Source organism: Staphylococcus sp. HMSC34G04 (assembly GCF_001838765.1).
GTDB classification, from domain to species: Bacteria; Bacillota; Bacilli; order Staphylococcales; family Staphylococcaceae; genus Staphylococcus; species Staphylococcus epidermidis.
The window spans coordinates 184,461-206,304 of the sequence record NZ_KV838739.1 but is presented as its reverse complement, the minus strand read 5'-3'; the positions used below and the strand labels follow the sequence as shown (position 1 = coordinate 206,304).

Below are 21,844 nucleotides of genomic sequence, written 5' to 3'. Positions count from 1 at the left end.
ATGTCTACAAATTCAAATACTGCTAACAAAACATTGATTGATAAAGATGCCGTAGAAAAAAATATTTCTTCTCGTGATAAGAAAAACTCGGTAAACAAATGGTTATTTTTATTATGTACATTAATAGGGCTCATTGTTTTAGTAGCACTATTAATTCAAACCTTCGTTAAAGGGGCGGGACATCTAACTCCCGAATTTTTCACTAATTTTTCATCTTCAACACCCGCAGATGCTGGTATTAAAGGGGCATTAGTAGGTTCCATTTGGTTAATCTTAAGTATTATTCCAATTAGCATCATTTTAGGAATAGGTACAGCCATTTATTTAGAAGAATACGCAAGAGACAATATTTTCACACAAATCGTAAAAGTGAGTATATCTAATTTAGCTGGTGTTCCTTCAATTGTGTTCGGTTTACTAGGTTATACATTGTTTGTGGGCGCGGCAGGTTTAGGTAATAGCGTGTTAGCAGCTGCTCTTACAATGTCACTACTAATCTTGCCTGTTATTATCGTTGCTAGTCAAGAAGCTATCAGAGCAGTTCCTAGTTCAGTCAGAGAAGCATCATATGGTCTTGGTGCTAATAAATGGCAAACAATTAGAAGAGTTGTTTTACCGGCAGCATTACCTGGTATTTTAACAGGTTTCATTTTATCTTTATCACGCGCATTAGGAGAAACAGCACCACTTGTAATGATAGGTATACCAACGATACTTTTAGCAACACCAAGCGGATTACTCGACCAATTCTCTGCGTTACCAACTCAAATTTATACATGGGCAAAAATGCCTCAAGCAGAATTCCAAAACGTTGCATCAGCAGGCATTATCGTTCTACTCGTTATCTTATTATTGATGAACGCTATAGCGATACTTCTACGTAATAAATTTAGTAAAAAATTCTAATCGAACTTATAAGGGAAATGCATTTTTATAAATAAACGTTATTGACCTATATCATCTAGGTCTCAAGATATAAAGGAGTTTTTAATTATGGTTAATTCACAAGTAGCAGACAAAGAGAAATTAGATGCACAAACAAATAATCAAGACTCAGTTGCCACAATAGTTACTACTGAAAACAATAAGAAATATACAATTCCAGACAGTGAAAAGAAGATTGTTTATTCAACTCAAAATCTAGATTTATGGTATGGAGAAAATCATGCTTTACAAAACATTAATTTAGATATATTGGAAAATAATGTGACTGCAATAATCGGACCATCTGGATGTGGTAAATCTACATACATCAAAGCTTTAAATAGAATGGTCGAATTAGTTCCATCTGTGAAAACTGCAGGCAAAATTTTGTATCGTGACCAAAATATATTTGATGCAAAGTATTCTAAAGAGAAGCTACGTACTAACGTTGGAATGGTTTTTCAACAACCTAACCCATTCCCTAAATCAATTTACGATAATATTACTTATGGTCCTAAGACTCACGGTATTAAAAACAAAAAAATTCTAGATGAAATCGTAGAAAAATCATTACGTGGCGCTGCAATATGGGATGAATTAAAAGATAGATTGCATACAAATGCTTATGGATTATCAGGTGGACAACAACAACGTGTTTGTATAGCTAGATGTTTAGCAATTGAACCAGATGTCATTTTAATGGATGAACCTACGTCAGCATTAGATCCTATTTCTACATTAAGAGTTGAAGAACTTGTACAAGAATTAAAAGAAAATTACTCAATTATTATGGTTACACACAACATGCAACAAGCTGCGCGTGTTTCAGATAAAACTGCTTTCTTCTTAAATGGATATGTCAATGAATATGATGATACTGATAAAATCTTTTCAAATCCTGCAGACAAACAAACTGAAGATTATATATCTGGTCGTTTTGGATAAGATGCAATGGCAATTATTAGACAAAAATATGAAGGTCAGCTAGATGGATTAATTAAAGATTTACGGCGTCTTGGTCTTCGTGTATATTTTAATATTAACAATGCACTAGTGTCTTTAGGGGAAGAAAAGAAATCATTCGCAAGACAAACCATTGAGAAAGACAAGGAAATTAACCATTTAGATCATGAAATTAACGAGAAGGTAATCATGCTAATTACTAGACAACAACCTATTGCCACAGATTTACGTATGATGATGGCAGCACTCAAAATCTCTACAGATTTTGAACGAATGGGAGATAATGCAGCTAGTATTGCTCATATACGTTTAAGAGTTAAAATAAATGATAACTATGTGTTTACACGTTTAAAAACCATGGGTAAATTAGCGATGCTCATGTTAGAAGATTTGAATAACGCTATTAGAAACAAAGATTTACCACTGATAAAAGAAGTCATTGAAAGAGATGAAGATATTGATGATTTATACGTTAACATCGTCAACACCAGTTACTTAATCGATAATGACCCATTCGTAGCTGGTCAAGCACACTTAGCGGCTAGACACTTAGAACGAATAGGTGATCATATAAGCAATATTGCTGAAAGTGTTTATTATTATTTAACAGGTCAACATTTTGAAACTTTTGATTAAATTATCAAATCCTATTGTATTTCTATAATGAGCAACCCCACCTGAATTCTATGCCACAGTTTCAGGTGGGGTTTGATATTTTGCTTTAACCTTTATGAATTTTCTTCTATTTGATATGTTAATACTTCTAATTCATCTACTAAATTTGAAATATAGTTAATTGTCTCTTTTAAAGGGGCGTCAGTCGTAATATCGACGCCAGCTATTTGCGCCAATTCAATTGGAGATTGACTACCACCAGCTTGTAGTGTTTTTAACCAACGATCAACAGCCGGTTGACCTTCATTCTTGATACATTGTGATACAACTGTACCTATTGTCAATCCAGCAGAGTAAGTATATGAGTACAATCCCATATAGTAATGTGGTTGTCTCATCCATGTTAATTCAACCCCATCAGTCATTTCAACAGTGTCACCGAAAAATGCTTTATATGTGTTCAACATTATTTCATTTAGAAGTGGGGCAGTTAATGATTCTCCATTGTCGACGCGGCGGTACACTTCACGTTGATACGCTGCTTCTAAAAGGTGAGTAACCATATTGTGATAATAAGTTCGAGATAAAATCGAACCAATAACCCAACGTTTAAATCGAGGATCATTACTACTATTAAATAAATAATTTGCCATCAACATTTCATTCATTGTGGAAGGTGCTTCTACAAAGTACATAGACGCTTCAGATTCCAGCAAATTTTGATGTTTCTGCGCTAATGTAAAATGACCTGCATGTCCTAATTCATGTGCAAGAACGAATGTTTCAGCCATTTTCCCAGTCCATGAAATAAATACATATGAATGTGTAGCGTATGGACTTGCACAATATGCTCCGGTATCTTTTCCTTTATTCTGAGCAAAATCAATCCAACGGTAATCATAGGCAGACTCTAACATTTTGACATAATCATCACCAAGTACATTGAGCGCTCCATAAATGTATTTTTTCGATTTTTCAATTGATATTTCTGGTTCAAAGTTAGGGTCTATTGAAATTTTTAAATCCTCAAACCGCATTTTATCCAGGTTATGTACACGTTGAATAATCTTTGCATACTTTTGCATAACTGGGGCTAAATCACTCATAATGACATCAATTTGTCTATCGAACATATCTTTTGTTACTTCTTGATCTTGTAGAAGATAATCAATAACAGAATCATATCCTCGTAAATCCGCTTCAATCTTTTCTTGTTGGACTTGCATATTATATGTTGCGGCCGTCGTATGTTGATATTGTCGTAATGCATCACTAAAAGCTCTAAAACTTTTACGTCTAAATTCAGGAGATGGATGATCTTCGTATTCATTTTCAAAAGTTGCATAATCCAATGGATAGGTAACACCCTCATAATCAAACGATTCAAAATTAATATCCAAACTTTTTGTCGTACCGTATAATTCAAACGGACTTCTCAATGTTGGTGTTAATGTAGCTAATACTTTTTCAACATCAGCAGATAATTGATATGGCTTACGATCTTGAAGTTGTTTAATAAAATGAGGGTATTTTGTTCGAGACCTCAATTCGCTTATTTTATCATCGGATAACTCCAAAATCTCGGAATCAACAAAAGATAATAAACCAGCAAGTTTTCCAGAAGTCGTATTAAGTTTTGCGTTAACTTTTTGTGCTTCTTCATTAGCCGTATCAACGCTTAATCTAAGTTCTGGATAATTATATAAACGATCTATTTCTATAAGTATCCTTTCATATTCATCTAATGCCTTTTCTATTGTTTCTATGTTATTAAGTTTTTGATAATATGTATGATTAAAATCTAAAGACATTTGTACTACTTGTTCCAATGTTTGATAGAATGCTTGATCACTTGTAAATAAATCTTTCAAATCCCAAGTTTCTCTTACCGGAACCTCTTCTCTCAAAGGTAAACCTTCACTCATTTATAACACTCCTTTATAAATCATTTAATGACATTATACTAAAATTCAATAACAATCTCACAAAGGACGCCTAAACAGATGTTATGTAACATTTAGTAATGTTATAATTAGTATAATTATGTTATAAGTATTAACATAATCTTGTTAAATAATTAATGTTAAAAAATGATTACTTCTTAAGTCTGAATGATATTATATTAATAAGTTGTATAATAGTAAGTAAACTTTACTTATAGGAGCACGTGCAATGACAATATTTGATATGCCAAACTATTTGTGGATTACCATTCTTGGTATGATTTTATTAACTGTATTTTACACACTTGTATTAAATAAATGGTTTCAATCTGCAATCATTACTTTTGTAGTTTTAGCAGTACTTGCCTTTTTTATACCAAATTTTCAAAGCATTTCGTATCAACCACTGCTTGGATATGCAGGATTCTTAGGCATAATGAGCTTAATTATAAGCTTTCTTATTTGGTATTTCTCTAGAAACTGGAGAAAAAATCGTAGAAAAATAAAATTGGAAAAAGAGATTCGCAAATATGATGATGAAGAGTCACTTCGTCGTCATCATAAATAACAACTTTTCAACTTTGCTATCATCTTATCTTAAGCAAAGTTGTTTTTTATTTCTTTTTTTATCTCTTTTATTATTAATTAAAAAAAGTCATACTATAATAGATGTTGATGAAAACAATTTAATGAAATTTATTATTTAATATTTTTCCCATTCGTTGAAAGTGAAAGGATGCTAACATATGTTTAAAATGATAATTTATAAACTTTCACAAATGATTGTCGTACTATTTATATTAACTACAATCACATTTATATTAATGAAACTCTCTCCAGGTAATCCTGTAGACAAAATATTACATCTTGATATTTCACATGTATCTCATGAGCAAATAGAAACAACAAAGAATAAGCTTGGCTTAAATGATTCTATTTTTATTCAATGGTTGCACTGGTTAAATCAATTGTTTCATTTTGATTTAGGAACAAGTTATCAAACAAATGAGCCTGTCATCAGAGAAATAGCAAATTACCTTGGTCCTACACTTATAATTACTTTTGGTACGCTTATAATGTCGTTAGTTATTTCTATACCATTAGGGATTATAGCAGCGATTTACTATCATAAAATTTGGGATAGGATAATCCGTGTTATGACATCATTATCCGTAAGCCTACCATCATTTTTTATCGGTCTTATTTTATTATATATATTTAGTTTGAAGTTGAATGTTTTACCAACGTCAGATGAGGGGCGTTTCGCTTCATATATTTTACCAATAATTACCATGAGTATTGGAATGTGTGCTTATTATATTCGATTTATTCGTTCTACTTTATTAGAACAATATCAAACACCTATAGTTGAATCGTCTCGTCTCAGAGGTATGCCCGAAAGATATATACTTTTTCAAGATATCCTTAAACCTACGATACTACCAATCATACCTCTATTAGGATTATCCATTGGGAGTTTGATAGGTGGAACAGTAGTCATTGAAAATTTATTTGATATTCCTGGGTTAGGCTATTTTTTAGTTGATAGTATAAAGTCGAGAGATTATCCAGTCATTCAAGGTTGTGTATTATTTATTGGTTTCTTTGTTGTGATTATAAACACAATTGCAGATTTACTTTCATTACTCATCGATCCTAAACAACGTTATACTATTACTCAAAAAGAAACATTAAAGTTTAAATGGTTAAATTCACATAAAAAAGAAGGTCGTAACGATGAAGTTTAAATTGTCAAAGAAAAACACTATATTTTTCATTTTTACGGTCTATATTATATGTCTTATTGTATTGCAATTTATAGTCAATGATAAAGCTGCGTATCAGGTACATTTGTCAAACTCATTTGAACCTATAAGTATGAATCATTTACTTGGCACAGATGATTACGGACGTGATTTATTCAGTCGTTTAGTCGTGGGCTCTCGTGCAACATTGTTTGTTACACTACTTACTTTACTGTTCACTGTTGTGGTTGGAGTACCTTTAGGGTTACTTGCAGGCTATAAAAAAGGTTGGGTTGATACGATTATCATGCGAATTATTGATATAGGATTAAGCATACCAGAATTCGTTATTATGATTGCCTTAGCAAGTTTTTTTCATCCTAGTCTTTGGAATTTGGTAATAGCTATTACAATCATAAAATGGATGAATTATACTCGTGTGACAAGAGGGATTGTCAATACCGAAATGAATCAATCGTATATACAGATGGCACAATATTTTAATGTCTCAACTTTGAATATCTTATTTAAACACTTATTACCAAAAGTTTTACCATCAATATTTGTTATTATGATAGTTGATTTTGGAAAAATCATTTTATACATTAGTTCATTATCATTTTTAGGTTTAGGTGCACAACCACCATCTCCAGAGTGGGGGGCAATGTTACAAGCAGGGCGTGAATTTATTACTTCACATCCTATCATGATTATCGCTCCAGCATCTTTGATATCATGTACAATATTGATATTTAATTTAACTGGTGATGCAGTAAGAGATCGTTTATTAGAACAAAGAGGTGTAAAAGTTGAAACTTTTAACAATAAAAAATCTAAACATCAGTGATAAAGAAGAGCAAGCAATTATTAAAAATGTCGACTTAAATATATATCATCAATCTCTAAATGTCATTATAGGTGAAAGTGGTGCTGGAAAAAGTTTGACTGTTAAAGCAATATTAAATCATTTACCTACTCAGTTACATATGAGTTTCGATGAATTTAAAATGCAAGGTCAAAATACTTCTGGTATCAAGCAACTTTTAGGTAAACATATCGGCTATATCTCTCAAAATTATGCTCAAAGTTTTAATGAATATACTCGGTTAGATAAACAACTTATAGCTATTTATCGTTATCATTTTAATGTTTCCAAGGATAATGCATTGAAAAAGATAAAAAAAGCTTTAACTTGGGTTAACTTAAATGATGAATCAATCATTAATAAATATAGTTTCCAACTTTCAGGGGGACAATTAGAGCGAGTTAATATTGCTAGCGTTTTAATGTTAGATCCAGAATTAATTATTGCAGATGAACCTGTTGCATCTTTAGATGTAGTGAACGGTCATCAAATAATGCAACTCCTTCAACATATTGTCAAAGATCATCATAATACTGTATTACTCATCACTCATAACATGAATCATGTCCTCAAATATGCTGATTATTTTAATGTAATGAAAAATGGCATGATGATTGAATCTGGAGAAATAGGCAAATTATTTAATCACCAACATCTTCATCGGTATACAGAACAATTATTAAGCTATAGAAGCAAGCTGCAAAAGGAGGATAATATCTAATTATGATTCAATTTGATCATGTAGATTATTCATATCATAGAAAACAGCCTGTTTTAAAAGATATTAATATAAGTATTCAACGTGGAGAAAAAATAGGGATTTTAGGAGAAAGCGGTGCTGGAAAAAGTACCATTGGTTCTTTAATATTAGGTCAATTAAAGCCAACAAAAGGTAAAATAATTATCAATTCTTCTAAGGTTCTTCCTATTTTTCAGCATGCGACAGAAAGTTTTGATCGTCAATTCACGATTGAACAGTCATTGAGAGAGCCACTTTTATTTTATCGACAATTAAAACCACAAAATATCAAAAATATCATTCTTAACTATTTAATTGAATTTAATTTGTCTACAGATCTAATAACAAAGTTTCCTCAAGAGGTAAGTGGTGGGCAACTACAAAGATTAAATATTATTCGTTCTCTCTTAGCACAACCAGATATATTAGTTTGTGATGAAATAACTTCGAACTTAGACGTCATGGCCGAACAAAATGTAATCAATATTTTACTTAATGAAAAAAACATTGAAAATAAAACATTAATTGTCATCTCGCATGATTTATCTGTTTTACAAAGGTTAACGAATAGGATAATAGTTATCAAAGACGGTCAAATAGTAGATGAATTTAAAAGTAAAGATTTATTTAACCATCAAAGACATCCATATACAAAACTATTAATTCAAACGTATGAATAATGAATATAGTCATTTAAATGATTAAGATATTTTTATTCACATAATAACCCCCAAAAGTTGGAATTAAAATCTAACTTTTGGGGGTTATTAGTTAATCATTTGAGTAAATTTTACCGCTATATAATCATTTTACTTTTGGAATGCATCTTTAATTCTCTTGAGTTGTTCAATCGTTAATTGATTGCCACCTTCACCAAAGTACCATGCATTGGATTCAAATTGATAAACTTGATGATTTTTTATAGCTTTTACATTTTCAATAACTTTATTTTGTAAGATGCTTGGTTCCTTATTATCAGTGCCATTCTTCGTTCGATCTATTACAAATATTTTATCAGGGTTAACTTTGTTAAGATATTCATAATTAATATTATTTCCAGCTGAATTATCTTTCATGTTTTTATCAACATGTTTAATGCCCAAATCTTTGTTTAAAAATCCTCCAAAGCGACCATTTGAACTAAATGCTTTTATCCCTTTATCATCAACAACTAGGAATAATACTGAGTCATGATTAATACTTTTCTTAGTTTCAGTTACTTGTTGTTCTAATTTTTTATTTAAATCATTGGCTTCATTCTCTTTATTGAATATTTTACCAATTGTTGATGTATGAGATTTTATTGAACTTAAATAATGATCATTGTCTGGACTTACGAATAGAATTTTAGCATTAGGTGCTGCTTTTTTCATTTCGTCAATTGTCTTAGTATGGGCTTGTCTAAAAGATGCTAGAATGAGCTCTGGTTTAGATTTAGCTAATTGATCAAAATTTGGTCGACCTGGGTTACCTAAATTAGAATATTTATCATCTTTAAACTCAGCTAAAGAGGAAGGTAAGAATGCATTTCCTTGACCTTTTGCAATTGAAACAATCTTATTTTGTAATCCTAATTGTTTCATTACATCTAGTGCACCATAATCAAGAACCGCTACACGATGGGGATTATAAGGCACCTTAACAGTGTCAGTTTTCGTTTCACCACGATGATGTGTATTATTCTTGTCCTTAAATTCATATGTATTTTTAATAGTCACTGTTTTTTTTGAATCATAACTATTACCTGATTTATCATTTCCGCATGCTGTTAATACTATTGCATAAAGAATAATAGATATTAATGTTAATAATTTTTTCATAGTAATCCTCCTATCAATGATTATAATCGATATTGATAATCATTTTCAATAAGAAGATTGTTAGTTATAAATATTTATCTAAAACTTCACATATTGCATGTATTGTATCATCAATAACTGTAATATTTTGATTTTTAAAAAATAATGTGTGTTCTATAAATTGATTAGTCACAAAATAACCTTGGCTCGCATGTTCAAGCATATGAACATCATTGTGATCATTACCAAAAGCGATATAATCACTATTAGTTCCTAAAACATATTGAATAGTAGTATACTTATCAACGCCACGTGCCGTTACATCAATATAGGACTCACTGTAATGACGAATTAATTCAATACCGTGAGACTGACTTACTAATTGATGAGCAATCATGTCAAAATTTTTTTTATCTATATTTAATAGAATTGCTTTTATAGGATTTCGAATCTCATCCATATCTAGAGATTGTGCTTTACCATCAGGATCAATACGTTGATACAGTTCATTATTAGTATCCAAATTTGAAGCATAATTAAATTTATCATCAATGATGTATGATAATTGATATTTCTTTATAAGCTTTTTAATTAGACTAATATCATGCTCATTGATTACCGAAACAATTTCGATTTGTCCATTTTTAGATATAATTGAGCCATTACCACCAATCAAGGTATCATCCGCAAATTCAGGAATGACTGGAAGCAAGTCTCTAATGGGACGTGCTGATGCAAACATTACATTGTGATTAGCTTGACGTAGCTTGAAAAGTCTTTGCTTAATAGATGGATCAATAGAACATCCATCAAAACAAATCGTACCATCAATATCAAAAATAAAATTCATTATTAGTCACTCCAAAAATTAGAATGATTTAATTATAGCATATGAGTATGAACTCAAATTTAAATATTTTGATTTAAATTGTATAAACTTGAAACTTGGCATTCCAACTTGTTAGTCTCTATAGATTAACATGTATAGATTGCTATAATAATCTCAACTAAAAAGCAAATAAGTGGAAACTTTATAGATAATAAATATAGATGCCATTTAGATATACCAATAAATTGAGTGAGGGGCTTTTATGGTGGTACACACAACTTCCTATAATATATATTATGTAAACTAAAATAAAAAATTAAGATTCTTAGCCATATAGATGAACATATGCTTCATTTATGTTGTTATATATACTATATATTTTTTTATTTGGCAGTTTTTACATGTGTTAAAAGTTATTGTATTGATCAAGAGTTATTTATTCATTAAAGACTTAAATATTTATTTCTTTGCATTTACAAGAAATGTTTCTTTAAATAACATCATTAATAATTAACAACGTAATACACAATAGCATTACGTTGTTAATTTATCACGTTTGAATGCAATTAAGTAGTATGATAATAAATTATATACGTTACAACTACTTAGCAATATAATTGCTATAATCATGAATATTCATTTTTATATTTAGATAAATCACCAAAAATCTTTTGTTACAACACCCAAATTCACAACTACAAATAATAATATAAGGGAATTATAAATATTATTATTAAATAGTAGTATAATTATACCTTTAGTTTACATAACATTTTTATATTCTTCTCATTCTACTAATAGAACTACATTTAAAATAATTTAGTATTACAAACTTATAATTTGAATATAAAAAATATATTGGTGAGTATTATTGTATAGTTCGAATAATATGCTATGATTAAATATGTAGGGAACAACACGAATTTACATCCTAGACTTAAACATCCTACGCCGAGTGCTTTAGAGTACATAACCCTTCTCTAAAGCTAAACGAGCAGATTGGATATCTCAATCTGCTCGTCATCTTCTTGTATCATTTATTTTTACTTTTTCAGTTTATTACGTATGCGGTCTAATGTATTGAATAACCAATATTTCACTTTATTGATTGGTTTATAGAAATCACCGATTAATTCCTCAATCTTAACATTAAAACCTCTCTTAAAGCGATAAACACCATAGTCTTCACTGTTTTCAGTAAAATCACCTGATAAGCCATAGAAATTGTATCTATCATAGCCGTTATCAAAACAATAATTAATCATGTGCCAATGCATTGCATATGGTCCCATATATTGATTATATTTTTCTGAAGACCCTCCAGAGAAATAGTTCACTTCATATGCATTAGCAAAGTATACTCCTGACGCTAAATTTAAAATTTCGCCATCTGTTTGACGTAATTCACTAGCTTGAAGTAATTCTTTTTTATCGTGATCAATTTGTTTATCTAACTCAGCGATTTTCTTTAACTGTTTATCTGTTTTATTTTCTTTCGCCATCATATCATCACGTCGATTTTCTTTATCATTTAGTGATTCTTGCAAATGTTGTATATATTCACTTAAATCTATGTAAGCTAAAGGAACTAATACTTTATCGCCATAATGCTCTATAAAGTTATAGAAATAATCGTCAGTTTTAGAAGCAAATCCAGTTCTAGCTTCAGTCTCTCGGTATAAGTCTAAGAATAAATCAAATTCATCCTTACTAAGAAATCTAACTTTCACACCGTAGTTTATCGCTTTATTAATATTTCGTTTTCTTTGACTATCAAACTCTTTCCTTAGAGATGTAGGGGTTTTGCCCTCTAAATCTAATACCCCCATCCATCTAACTTGGCTGGAAGAATCATATTGGGTTGTAAATCCATGATGATCATAACCATGTGATTTAAATAGATTTACTAAAGCATCATTTTTTTCTGTTAAAGGATTAATATCCTTATCATAAACTTGATACAACCAGTAAGGATCTAATTTTACATATAAGCATTGATGTTGATGTAAATATTTATCAAGCTCTTTTAAATAAAAATCCACTAAACCTAAATCTGAATAGTCCATTACAGGGCCTCTATTGGAATAATACACATAACTGCCCATTGTAGGGATTTTAGAAAACAGGCTAGCTGCTATCACTCTATTGTCGTCGTCTTTTACACCTAATAACACTACTTGAAACCCATCTGATTCACGTGTAGCAATATTTTCCTTCACTTGGAAATAATGACTTTCTAATGATGGATTTTGTACAAAGTTTTCAAATTCTTTAACTGTTAACTCTGTAAATTTCATAATTAGATAATTCCCTTCTTAAAATCTATTTCTTTAGTTTTTTAAGTGTTCTATAAATGTTATACATTGGTTTATTAATAGGTTTAATAAAGTCACCAACGTATTCTATAACATCGGCATCATAGCCCTTTTTAAACTTAACTACGCCAGCATCTTCGGCATCTTCACTAAAGTCACCACTAATACCATAGAAATTATACCGATCAATACCATGTTCAATTGCATAGTTAATCATCTTCCATTGAACCGCATAGCTCCCTGCAAAATGGCGGTAACGATTTGAAGTTCCACCAGCGTAGTAAACTACTTCAAACGGATTGATTATAAAGAAGCCAGCAGAGATGGGTAATTCATTGCCATGTTCTTGTTTTAAGTTTTCGGCTTCATTAATTTTTTGCTGGTTTGCATCAAGTTGTTGTTCTAAATTTTCTTTTTTGTTATGTGCTTTTTTATTCTCTGGACGCTTCTCAATGTCTTTTAAAGCTTTATTATAATCTTTATTAAGCACATTTCTTTCATTATTTAGTTCCTCTATGTACTCATCAAAGTTAATATAGGCTAGTGGTACTAAAACACGGTCTTTATAGTGTTTGAATCTGTTGTAATAAAAACTATCATCTCTATCTGCAAAATCTTTAGTTTCAGAGGTATCCTCCATAAATGACCTAAATATAGGTAATTCTTCTTCAGATAAAAAGCGGACTTTAACTCCATTTTTCTTAACTTTTTTAGTATTACGTTTTCTTAAACCATCCATGTTTTTTAAAACATCATTAGCACTTTTGTTTGCTAAATTTAGAACAGAATGATATCGGATTTGTAATACAGGATCAAATCCTTTATGGAATCCTTCGTGTTTATATCCTAAACTCTCTAATTCATCAAAAATCCAATCATGACCTGCATTTCCAGTTATTTCTCCCTCATGATTTAAATATTGATATGGAAGGTATGGGTCAACTCTTAAATATAAACAATTATATTTTTTTACATATTTACTCAATTCATTAAAGAAAAAATGTACAAGCTCTTTATTATTATAATCTATTACTGGACCGCGATTGGAATAGAAATATTTAAATATTTTCATTACAGGAACAGCTGTTAATAAACAAGCTGCAATCACTTCGTTATCATTATTTTTAATTCCAACTAAATGTGACTCGGTACCTTCAGCAACCTTTAATTCGTAATTACCTTCCATTTGTGTAAAATGGCTATATGTCATACGATCAGTAAAGTCACTAAATTCTTTAGCTGTCAAATTCGTAAACTTCATCTTCATAACTCCCATTTATATCTTTATATCTATTTCTTTTTATTTTTAGAAAAATAGGTCGTTTTACTTCACCTTTTATATTTAACATTCGGTTCATTTAATACTATTTATATTTCTAATCTAAACAAGTATACAATAGTTGTAGTGAAAACTAAAATATTATCCTGCAAAACTTATATGTAAAATTAAAAGTTAAATCTCGTTTATTCTGTTTATGTATAAAATAATATGGGCTAAACAGTAATGTCGCCCATATCACTAATTATTTACTATTATTTTAATTCATTTGCAAGTGCTTTACCAATTTCTTCACTTGATTGGGGATTTTGTCCAGTGATAAATTGCCCATCTTTTTCTACGTGAGATGTAAAGTCATCTTTCACTACAAAATTTGCACCTTGCTCTTCTAATTTAGATTGAGTTAAAAATGGCACTTTATTTTCAAATCCCATTGCTTTTTCTTCACTATCAGTAAATGAAGTTATTTTGACACCATCTACTAGATAGTCATTATTTGCATCTTTTACACCTACAAACGCACTAGGTCCATGACATACTGAAGAGATGACTTTATTACTATTTTTAAATTGAAGTAAAATATCAGCTAATTTCTCATTATTGGCAAAATCGTATACAGTACCATGTCCACCTGGTAGATAAATAGCGTCATACTCATCTGCATTTACATTTTCGATACTAGGTGTATCGTTTAAGTGTGACACGAATTTAGCATACTGATTAAGTGATTCATTAGAAACAGAATTTGGATCAAGATTTACTTTTCCACCTTTAATAGATATAACATCTACATTGATACCTTCTTCAGTCAATATATTATATGGTGCTCCTGCTTCTTCTAACCATAATCCAGTTTCTGTACCATCTGTAAATTGACTTGTACTTGTTAAAACAAATAAAACTTTTTTACTCATGAATATATACACCTCTTCAAATTAATTGTAATTAATATTTACCCACATTAGTAGTAGATTATTCAATTAGGATCATTTAATTTTTTGAAGTTACTATTAGCATAATAGTTAATTCATAGAGTAATCATTGTTTTTGCTATGTATATTTTTCATCTGTTTTCTTAACTTTGATTTAACTTTATATATATTCTTAAAAAGAATTCAACGCAGTTCTGATTGATTTGATATAAGTGATAAATTCTTTTCTTGAATCTATTTCAATACGTTTTACAATTTCACTACCAATTACAATACCATCTGCAACGGACGCTATATCTTTAACATGTTCAGGATTTTTGATACCAAATCCAGCAACCACAGGAATTTTTGAAACTTTTTTTATATATTCAATTTTTCTCTTTAAATCTGGATGGAACTCCCCACTATTACCTGTTGTGGCATTCATTGTTACCGTGTAAATAAATCCTTCTGAATTCTTTGCAATTTGCATAATCCTAGCATCACTTGCGGTCATAGCAATTAACGATATTATTTTAACAGAATGATGATAAAATTCTTTTTTAAACTTTTTTGTAAGTTCGTAAGGTAAATCTGGGATAATTAAACCATAAACACCAGCTTCATCACACTTATCCAAAAATAATTTTTCTCCATAAGCACTTAGAATATTATAATAAGTCATCAGTACATACTTAGATGAAATAGTATTTTTATTTTTTATTAATTCATCAAAAATGAAATTAATGTTTGAACCCTCATCAATAGCCTTGCGTCCTGCCTTCATAATTATAGGTCCATCTGCAACTGGATCAGAAAATGGCACACCAATTTCAACAATGTCTGCTCCATTCTCAGTTAATGTTTTTAAATGATGAATAAAATTTAAATCACCCATAATATACGGAATGAATAATTTGCTCATTTTGTTCACCACCGTTTTCTTTGTATTGTTTAATTGTTTCCATATCTTTATCTCCACGTCCTGAAATAGTCACAACAATAATTTCATTTTCATCCATATTTGGCGCTAACTTTTCAACGTAACTCAATGCATGTGCACTTTCAATTGCTGGAATGATACCTTCAACTTTTGAGAACGTTATAAGTGCTTCCATAGCTTCATTATCTGTAGCACTTACATATGATACACGACCAATATCATTATAATACGAATGTTCAGGTCCAATACCTGGATAATCAAGTCCTGCTGATATAGAGTGTGCCAATTCAATTTGTCCATCATCATTTTGAATAAGGTACATTCTAGAACCATGTAATACACCTGGTTTACCTTTCCCTATGGCTAAGGCATGATTATGCGTATGACTTCCTTTTCCTGCAGCTTCTACCCCATATAATTTAACGTCATCTTGTATAAATGGATAGAACGTACCTATTGAATTGGATCCTCCACCCACACACGCGACTAACGCATCTGGAAGTCGTCCTTCTTTACTTAAAATTTGGCTTTTAATTTCATTACCAATCACACTCTGAAAATCTCTGACCATTGTTGGAAACGGATCAGGTCCCAACGCTGAGCCTAACAAATAATGTGTATCTTCAACATGATTCACCCAATATTGTAAAGCTTTATTTACTGCATCTGATAATGTTCCTTGCCCATCTGACACAGACACTACTTTAGCCCCTAGCAATTCCATTCTAAATACGTTAAGTTGTTGACGCTTGATATCTTCACTTCCCATGAAAACAATAAGGTCCATATCGAATAAAGCAGCGATGGTGGCACTTGCTACACCATGTTGACCAGCACCTGTTTCGGCTACTAATTTAGTTTTCCCCATCCTTTTAGCTAATAGTGCCTGTCCTATCGCGTTATTAATTTTATGAGCACCAGTGTGATTTAAGTCTTCTCTTTTAAGATATATCTTGGCACCTCCTAACAATTTTGTGTATGATTCAGCAAATGTTAAAGGCGTTTCTCTACCAACATATTCACTTAAATAATAATTAAATTCTTCCTTAAAGTGAGTATCTAACTTCGCGTCTTCATATGCTTTTTTTAGTTCAATAATAGCTGGCATCAATGTTTCAGGTACATATTGGCCACCATATTCACCGAAAAAGCCTAATTCATCTACTTCTGTTTGAATTTTCATTAATTATACGTCTCCTTTCAAAAATTTTAATATTTGAGTCATCTTATTAAAATCTTTTTCATTATGTGATTCAATTCCCGTTGAGATGTCATAACCACGTTGTCCAAATGAATATTTTTCTAATCGTTTTATCTTTTCAAAATCCAAACCACCCGCAATGAGAAAATCAACATCTTTTACTTTTTTTAATAATTTCCAGTCAAAACTTTGACCTGTACCACCGTATGTGATTGATGGTGTATCTATAATAAACATGTCTATCTCATCTTTATACTTTTGTATGTTATTATTTAAATTTCTTGTTGCTGGAATTGCTTTTATGATTCTTATTTTTGAATTAAGTTTCCTAATATTTCTAATTAATTCAATGCTCTCATTTCCATGTAATTGGATTGTGTTAATATCAGTTTGATTAATTATTCTTTTTATGGTGGATATTTGAGGATTTACGACAACAACTACTTTCTCTATATGATCTGGCACTATTTTAGCCAAATATTTTAATTGATTCAGTGAGACATGTCTCTTACTATTGGGATAATGTATAAACCCTACTGCATCAACTTCTATTTTTCTAATTTTCTTAATATCACTTTCGGTTTTAAAACCACAAAATTTAATTATCATAGAGATCCTTCTTTAACTTTAAACTAGGCAAAAACTGACTTAAGTCATTTGTTTTCATTAATGCCTCCCCTACAAGTAAACCGTCAATACTTGAATCTACTATTTTCTCAACATCTTCTTTTGTATGAAAGCCACTCTCTGAAATGTAGCGGCAATTAGACTTTTTAAACTTTAGTAATTTATTTGTATGTAGAACATCGGTTTCAAATCGCTTTAAATCACGATTATTAACACCAATAATTTTAGGATTAATTTGGTGTGCACGTTCAAGTTCACTAATTGTATGAACTTCTACTAGAACTTCTAAATTGTGGTTTGTCGCATATGAATAAAATTCCTTTAATTGATCATCACTTAAAATATTTACTATTAATAAAATAATAGATGCACCAGCTCGTTTTGCAACATCTATTTGAATTTTGTCAATAATAAAATCTTTACATAAAACTGGTAATGATGTTACCTTTGATAACTGATTTAATCGTTCAAAACTACCGCCAAAGTATTTTTCATCAGTTAATATTGAAATAGCATTAGCACCATATTTTTGATAATCTTTAACTTGTTGAACAAGATCACGTTGCGGTAATTGAGGTACAGATGGGCTTTTCGATTTTATTTCAGCAATAACTGATAATCTTTTATCATTGTTAAGTGATTCAATCAGCTTTCTCCTCTTAACATTTCCGTTATCTTGTAAAATTTCAAGTTGTTTATCATAGTATTTACGCTCAAGCAAGGTTTTTTTATACTCTATAATTTCATTTAAAATAGTCATTACTTAACCCCCCATTTTCAAATATTGTTTCATTGCCATACCTGTATCAATAAGATATTTCGCTCGCTCTACGCCATGTTTGATACTTTCCACTTGCTCAGCAACATATAAAGCAATTCCAGCATTTAACAAAACTACATCTCGTTTACTTGATTGATCATTGCCACTTAGAATATTCAATGCAATTTGTTTATTTTTTTGAGGTGAACCACCTATCAATGTGTCATTCTTTGCATAAGCTAAACCAACTTCTTCTGCTTTTAAACTATATTTTTTTAATGCGCTTTCGCTGTTGATTTCATAAATGATATTTTCACCAGAGAGCGTGGCTTCATCCATACCATTTGCACCATGAATTAAAATTGCTCGTTTTCTACCTAAATCTTTTAATGTTTGTGCTATATTTTCGAGTTGTGAAGCTTCATATACCCCCATCACTTGATAAGTTAATTTGAAAGGATTAATTAATGGTCCAATCAAGTTAAAAATTGTAGGTGTTGCAATCGATTTTCTAATTGATTGAAGTTTTTTCATCATTGGATAAGAATCCGTTGCACTTATGAATGCTAATCCTTTCGAATTTAATTGTTGCTCTACTTCATACATTTTGTTTGTTTTTATATTCATTTCATGTAGTACATCTGTACTTCCTGAATGTGAAGTAATACTTTTGTTTCCGTGTTTAATTACTGGCACTCCTGCACTTGCTACAACAAAAGCTACAGTTGTAGAAATATTAAAGCTATTTGATTGATCTCCACCTGTGCCACATACACACATAGCTTTATTATAAAATGGTTGGTCTGGATAGTTTGTCTGAATAAAGTATTCAACTAAATACGTTAGCTCATATTGACCCATGTCTTTGTTTGTATAAGCTTTCAATAATTCTACCTTTACATTGGTTTCAATATTTGAATCAAATAGTGTAATAATAAATGATTGCATATCTTTTTTAGATAAGGATTTATTTTGTTTAATTTTCTCAAGAAGGGGCATTTTCAACTTCCTCTCGTTGCTATATTGATAAAATTAATAATGATTTGTTTCCCATTTTCTGTAGCGAAGGACTCTGGATGAAACTGTATGCCATAATGCTTTCTATTTTTGTGTTGGAAAGATTGTATACAATCATATGTTTGGCCAGTGATTAATAAACTTTCTGGAAATGAGCATGGATCACTAATTAATGAATGATAACGCATAACTTTGAAACTTGACTTAATTCCTTTGTATAGAGGTGACCGATTAACAATAGTTAAAGTATCTACTTTTCCATGTTTGACACAACTACCTTGTATGACATCGCCACCGTAATAACAAGTGAGCGCTTGTGCACCTAAGCAAACACCTAAAATGGGTAAATTTTCGAAATTTTCAATTAATTTAATTAATAATTGATTGTCTAATGGATGTCCAGGTCCTGGTGAGATAATGACTGCTGTAATACCTTTCAGATTACATATATTTGGGTCGTCGGGATATTTAACAATCGTTTCACATTGTTTTTCTACAATATCTACAAGATTATAGGTAAAAGAATCATAGTTATCTATTATTAATATCATGGAGTTACCTCCAATAAACTTTTAGCTTTAAGTTTTGTTTCTTCAAGTTCTTTCTCTGGAATAGAATCATATACTATTCCACATCCTGCCTCGACACTGACGGTTTCCTCATCGATAATCATGGTGCGTATAGCCAATGCAAAATCTAAATGATGATTACAGTTGATATACCCAACACCACCGCTATAGATACCTCTTTTATATGGATAAGATTCGTATATTCTCTGTATAGCTCTAAGTTTAGGTGCACCTGAGACAGTACCTGTTGGTAGTAAACTTGCGATGACGCTCATAGGAGATAGATTTGGTTTTAATTCTCCAGTGACTTCACTAACGATATGCATGACATGTTCATAACGTTCTATTGTCATTAGTTTTGTAATTTGTGAAGTGCCTGTTTTACTTATTCGATGAATGTCATTCCTTCCTAAATCTACGAGCATACGATGTTCACTCAATTCCTTTTCATCTTTCATTAATGTCTTTTCATTATTTTCATCTTCTATTTTATTTTGACCTCTTTTAATTGTTCCAGCTATAGGATTCGTATAAACTTTTCCATTTTTCACCTTTACAAAACTTTCAGGAGAACTTCCTATTACAATCGGCATATCTTTATTAATGTAATACATATATGGACTAGGATTTTGTCTCTTTAAATTTTGATATAACTGAAAAGTTAATTGATGTAAATTATGTTGAAAATGGTGTTTATAACTATAAATTCTTGAAGGAACTACTTGAAACATATCTCCTTCAGTAATTTTCTTTTTTAGTCTTCTTATAGTCTGAACAAACTTTTGCTCTGATATATTGGTGGTTATATGTCGAGGGATGGATTTATATTTTATATCCTCAACCGAAAAGTGTATCTTTTTTAAGTCTTCAATTTTTCGTTCAATAGATTCCTTTAATCTTTCTTTTGTTCTATCAGAAAATAAGTTACTTGCGATAATATATAATTCATCTTTATAATGATCAAAAACAAATACATCTTCCACTAGATAAAATTGGACATCATGAGTTTGATGATCTTATAATTTAATATCTTGTAATTTTTTAAATTCATGTCGTACTAAATCAAAGCTACAAGTCCCTATAAAGCCGGAAATAAAAGGCAAATCTTTTAAATATTTATCTTTTATTTCAAAATAATATTTATCTACTAATTCCTTAAGTCGTTGATACGGTTGATTCTTAATTATTTCACAATGGTTGTCTAGCTTAATTAAAAGTTGAGAATTATCTAATGTAATTTTGCCATAATGATCGAATATTACTATCGAGTACCTACCTTTAAGTTGCTGTTGATTGGTACTTTCAAAAATAATCTTTTTTTGTTTTAATTTTGCTAAAGCCTCTGGCGTAATTTGAGCATTCACTTTTTTGTATACAATATCCATTGATTTCCTCCTTTTCCAAAAAAAATCAGCCTCCTTCGTTATAAGGACGCTGACGCGTGGTACCACCTTTATTAGCAGAATATAATATATTCATAGCTCACTTGTTCAATTTATTTTAAGTTGTTCCACAAAACCCAATTTCACTAAAGACGGTGTTAGTTCTCATCTACCACTAACTTTCTGGTGCTACCTCAACTTTAGATACTTCATTTTGCTTCAAAAAAACCACAATAACGCTATCATTCTATAAGGACGCGTTACCGTGGTGCCACCTTAGTTAACAAATATGTTCACTTTAATGATTAAGTTAAAATTTGAAAGCCCATTTCATCTATTATCATGTGCTAATTTACATCTACCATTAGCTTTCTGCTTGCTACAAAATATAATGATTACTCTATCAATCAAATTATCT

The 21,844-nt window shown here is 30.5% G+C and carries 20 protein-coding genes and 1 pseudogene; 8 read left to right on the top strand and 13 right to left on the bottom strand.

The window, feature by feature from the left end:
- From pstA to phoU, 3 genes are all read left to right on the top strand, one after another.
- A complete protein-coding gene (pstA, locus tag HMPREF3241_RS07755; RefSeq protein ID WP_002446400.1) occupies nt 1–906 on the top strand; it encodes a phosphate ABC transporter permease PstA in 906 nt (301 codons plus the stop codon).
- An 87-nt stretch (nt 907–993) separates the two neighbouring features.
- Complete coding sequence (gene pstB / locus HMPREF3241_RS07750) at nt 994–1,869, top strand: phosphate ABC transporter ATP-binding protein PstB (RefSeq protein WP_002446399.1); 876 nt, start codon at nt 994–996, stop codon at nt 1,867–1,869.
- Nucleotides 1,870–1,875: 6 nt separating this feature from the next.
- Nucleotides 1,876–2,523 (top strand): phosphate signaling complex protein PhoU, encoded by a 648-nt coding sequence (gene phoU / locus HMPREF3241_RS07745; protein WP_002446398.1) that lies wholly within the window; start codon nt 1,876–1,878, stop codon nt 2,521–2,523.
- 92 nt (nt 2,524–2,615) lie between these two features.
- On the opposite strand, the gene pepF is transcribed toward phoU, so the two are convergent.
- On the bottom strand, nt 2,616–4,427 hold the full coding sequence (gene pepF / locus HMPREF3241_RS07740) for an oligoendopeptidase F (protein WP_002446397.1): 1,812 nt from the start codon (nt 4,425–4,427) through the stop codon (nt 2,616–2,618).
- Between the two features lie 247 nt (nt 4,428–4,674).
- On the opposite strand from pepF, the gene HMPREF3241_RS07735 reads away from it, so the two are divergent.
- From HMPREF3241_RS07735 to HMPREF3241_RS07715, 5 genes are all read left to right on the top strand, one after another.
- The gene (locus tag HMPREF3241_RS07735) at nt 4,675–5,013 is read left to right on the top strand and encodes a hypothetical protein (RefSeq protein ID WP_002446396.1); all 339 of its coding nucleotides are present in this window, start codon (nt 4,675–4,677) and stop codon (nt 5,011–5,013) included.
- A gap of 178 nt (nt 5,014–5,191) precedes the next feature.
- Entirely contained in the window at nt 5,192–6,193 is a 1,002-nt protein-coding gene (nikB, locus tag HMPREF3241_RS07730) for a nickel ABC transporter permease (RefSeq protein WP_002446395.1), read from the top strand.
- Nucleotides 6,183–7,037: a nickel transporter permease gene (nikC, locus tag HMPREF3241_RS07725; RefSeq protein WP_002446394.1), complete on the top strand. Its 855-nt coding sequence runs from the start codon at nt 6,183–6,185 to the stop codon at nt 7,035–7,037. The genes nikB and nikC overlap by 11 nt, the downstream gene beginning before the upstream one ends.
- A complete protein-coding gene (locus HMPREF3241_RS07720; protein ID WP_002446393.1) occupies nt 7,000–7,776 on the top strand; it encodes an ATP-binding cassette domain-containing protein in 777 nt (258 codons plus the stop codon). Before nikC ends, HMPREF3241_RS07720 begins: the two co-directional genes overlap by 38 nt.
- 2 nt (nt 7,777–7,778) lie before the next feature.
- Nucleotides 7,779–8,474, top strand: a complete 696-nt coding sequence (locus tag HMPREF3241_RS07715) for an ABC transporter ATP-binding protein (RefSeq protein ID WP_002446392.1) — start codon at nt 7,779–7,781, stop codon at nt 8,472–8,474.
- Nucleotides 8,475–8,603: 129 nt separating this feature from the next.
- On the opposite strand, the gene HMPREF3241_RS07710 is transcribed toward HMPREF3241_RS07715, so the two are convergent.
- From HMPREF3241_RS07710 to HMPREF3241_RS07655, 12 genes and pseudogenes are all read right to left on the bottom strand, one after another.
- Nucleotides 8,604–9,614 (bottom strand): siderophore ABC transporter substrate-binding protein, encoded by a 1,011-nt coding sequence (locus HMPREF3241_RS07710; RefSeq protein ID WP_002486103.1) that lies wholly within the window; start codon nt 9,612–9,614, stop codon nt 8,604–8,606.
- Between the two features lie 64 nt (nt 9,615–9,678).
- Nucleotides 9,679–10,443 carry an HAD-IIB family hydrolase gene (locus HMPREF3241_RS07705; RefSeq protein WP_002446390.1) on the bottom strand — a complete coding sequence of 255 codons (765 nt, stop codon included), beginning with the start codon at nt 10,441–10,443 and terminating at the stop codon, nt 9,679–9,681.
- A 1,022-nt stretch (nt 10,444–11,465) separates the two neighbouring features.
- Nucleotides 11,466–12,719: an aminoacyltransferase gene (locus HMPREF3241_RS07700; protein WP_002446389.1), complete on the bottom strand. Its 1,254-nt coding sequence runs from the start codon at nt 12,717–12,719 to the stop codon at nt 11,466–11,468.
- 25 nt (nt 12,720–12,744) lie between these two features.
- Complete coding sequence (locus HMPREF3241_RS07695; RefSeq protein WP_002490500.1) at nt 12,745–13,998, bottom strand: aminoacyltransferase; 1,254 nt, start codon at nt 13,996–13,998, stop codon at nt 12,745–12,747.
- Nucleotides 13,999–14,270: 272 nt separating this feature from the next.
- Entirely contained in the window at nt 14,271–14,930 is a 660-nt protein-coding gene (locus tag HMPREF3241_RS07690) for a type 1 glutamine amidotransferase domain-containing protein (protein WP_002446387.1), read from the bottom strand.
- A gap of 190 nt (nt 14,931–15,120) precedes the next feature.
- Nucleotides 15,121–15,852 carry a tryptophan synthase subunit alpha gene (gene trpA, locus HMPREF3241_RS07685; RefSeq protein ID WP_002446386.1) on the bottom strand — a complete coding sequence of 244 codons (732 nt, stop codon included), beginning with the start codon at nt 15,850–15,852 and terminating at the stop codon, nt 15,121–15,123.
- Nucleotides 15,818–17,053, bottom strand: a complete 1,236-nt coding sequence (trpB, locus tag HMPREF3241_RS07680; RefSeq protein ID WP_002446385.1) for a tryptophan synthase subunit beta — start codon at nt 17,051–17,053, stop codon at nt 15,818–15,820. The genes trpA and trpB overlap by 35 nt, the downstream gene beginning before the upstream one ends.
- Before the next feature lie 3 nt (nt 17,054–17,056).
- Complete coding sequence (locus HMPREF3241_RS07675; protein WP_002446384.1) at nt 17,057–17,680, bottom strand: phosphoribosylanthranilate isomerase; 624 nt, start codon at nt 17,678–17,680, stop codon at nt 17,057–17,059.
- On the bottom strand, nt 17,670–18,458 hold the full coding sequence (trpC, locus tag HMPREF3241_RS07670) for an indole-3-glycerol phosphate synthase TrpC (RefSeq protein ID WP_002446383.1): 789 nt from the start codon (nt 18,456–18,458) through the stop codon (nt 17,670–17,672). The genes HMPREF3241_RS07675 and trpC overlap by 11 nt, the downstream gene beginning before the upstream one ends.
- A 3-nt stretch (nt 18,459–18,461) precedes the next feature.
- Nucleotides 18,462–19,457, bottom strand: a complete 996-nt coding sequence (trpD, locus tag HMPREF3241_RS07665; RefSeq protein ID WP_002446382.1) for an anthranilate phosphoribosyltransferase — start codon at nt 19,455–19,457, stop codon at nt 18,462–18,464.
- 2 nt (nt 19,458–19,459) lie between these two features.
- Entirely contained in the window at nt 19,460–20,026 is a 567-nt protein-coding gene (locus HMPREF3241_RS07660) for an anthranilate synthase component II (protein WP_002446381.1), read from the bottom strand.
- Nucleotides 20,023–21,429, bottom strand: a pseudogene (locus tag HMPREF3241_RS07655) (anthranilate synthase component I). The gene HMPREF3241_RS07660 and the pseudogene HMPREF3241_RS07655 overlap by 4 nt, the downstream one beginning before the upstream one ends.
- Nucleotides 21,430–21,844: the final 415 nt, after the last annotated feature.

Coding starts and splice junctions, on each gene's coding strand:
- HMPREF3241_RS07705 (WP_002446390.1), bottom strand. CDS start 10,443: ATGAATTTTATTTTTGATATTGATGGTACGATTTGTTTTGATGGATGT.
- HMPREF3241_RS07690 (WP_002446387.1), bottom strand. CDS start 14,930: ATGAGTAAAAAAGTTTTATTTGTTTTAACAAGTACAAGTCAATTTACA.
- trpC (WP_002446383.1), bottom strand. CDS start 18,458: ATGACTATTTTAAATGAAATTATAGAGTATAAAAAAACCTTGCTTGAG.
- HMPREF3241_RS07660 (WP_002446381.1), bottom strand. CDS start 20,026: ATGATATTAATAATAGATAACTATGATTCTTTTACCTATAATCTTGTA.
- HMPREF3241_RS07715 (WP_002446392.1), top strand. CDS start 7,779: ATGATTCAATTTGATCATGTAGATTATTCATATCATAGAAAACAGCCT.
- nikC (WP_002446394.1), top strand. CDS start 6,183: ATGAAGTTTAAATTGTCAAAGAAAAACACTATATTTTTCATTTTTACG.
- trpB (WP_002446385.1), bottom strand. CDS start 17,053: ATGAAAATTCAAACAGAAGTAGATGAATTAGGCTTTTTCGGTGAATAT.
- phoU (WP_002446398.1), top strand. CDS start 1,876: ATGGCAATTATTAGACAAAAATATGAAGGTCAGCTAGATGGATTAATT.
- nikB (WP_002446395.1), top strand. CDS start 5,192: ATGTTTAAAATGATAATTTATAAACTTTCACAAATGATTGTCGTACTA.
- trpA (WP_002446386.1), bottom strand. CDS start 15,852: ATGAGCAAATTATTCATTCCGTATATTATGGGTGATTTAAATTTTATT.
- pepF (WP_002446397.1), bottom strand. CDS start 4,427: ATGAGTGAAGGTTTACCTTTGAGAGAAGAGGTTCCGGTAAGAGAAACT.
- pstB (WP_002446399.1), top strand. CDS start 994: ATGGTTAATTCACAAGTAGCAGACAAAGAGAAATTAGATGCACAAACA.
- trpD (WP_002446382.1), bottom strand. CDS start 19,457: ATGCCCCTTCTTGAGAAAATTAAACAAAATAAATCCTTATCTAAAAAA.
- HMPREF3241_RS07735 (WP_002446396.1), top strand. CDS start 4,675: ATGACAATATTTGATATGCCAAACTATTTGTGGATTACCATTCTTGGT.
- HMPREF3241_RS07675 (WP_002446384.1), bottom strand. CDS start 17,680: ATGATAATTAAATTTTGTGGTTTTAAAACCGAAAGTGATATTAAGAAA.
- HMPREF3241_RS07695 (WP_002490500.1), bottom strand. CDS start 13,998: ATGAAGTTTACGAATTTGACAGCTAAAGAATTTAGTGACTTTACTGAT.
- HMPREF3241_RS07700 (WP_002446389.1), bottom strand. CDS start 12,719: ATGAAATTTACAGAGTTAACAGTTAAAGAATTTGAAAACTTTGTACAA.
- HMPREF3241_RS07710 (WP_002486103.1), bottom strand. CDS start 9,614: ATGAAAAAATTATTAACATTAATATCTATTATTCTTTATGCAATAGTA.
- pstA (WP_002446400.1), top strand. CDS start 1: ATGTCTACAAATTCAAATACTGCTAACAAAACATTGATTGATAAAGAT.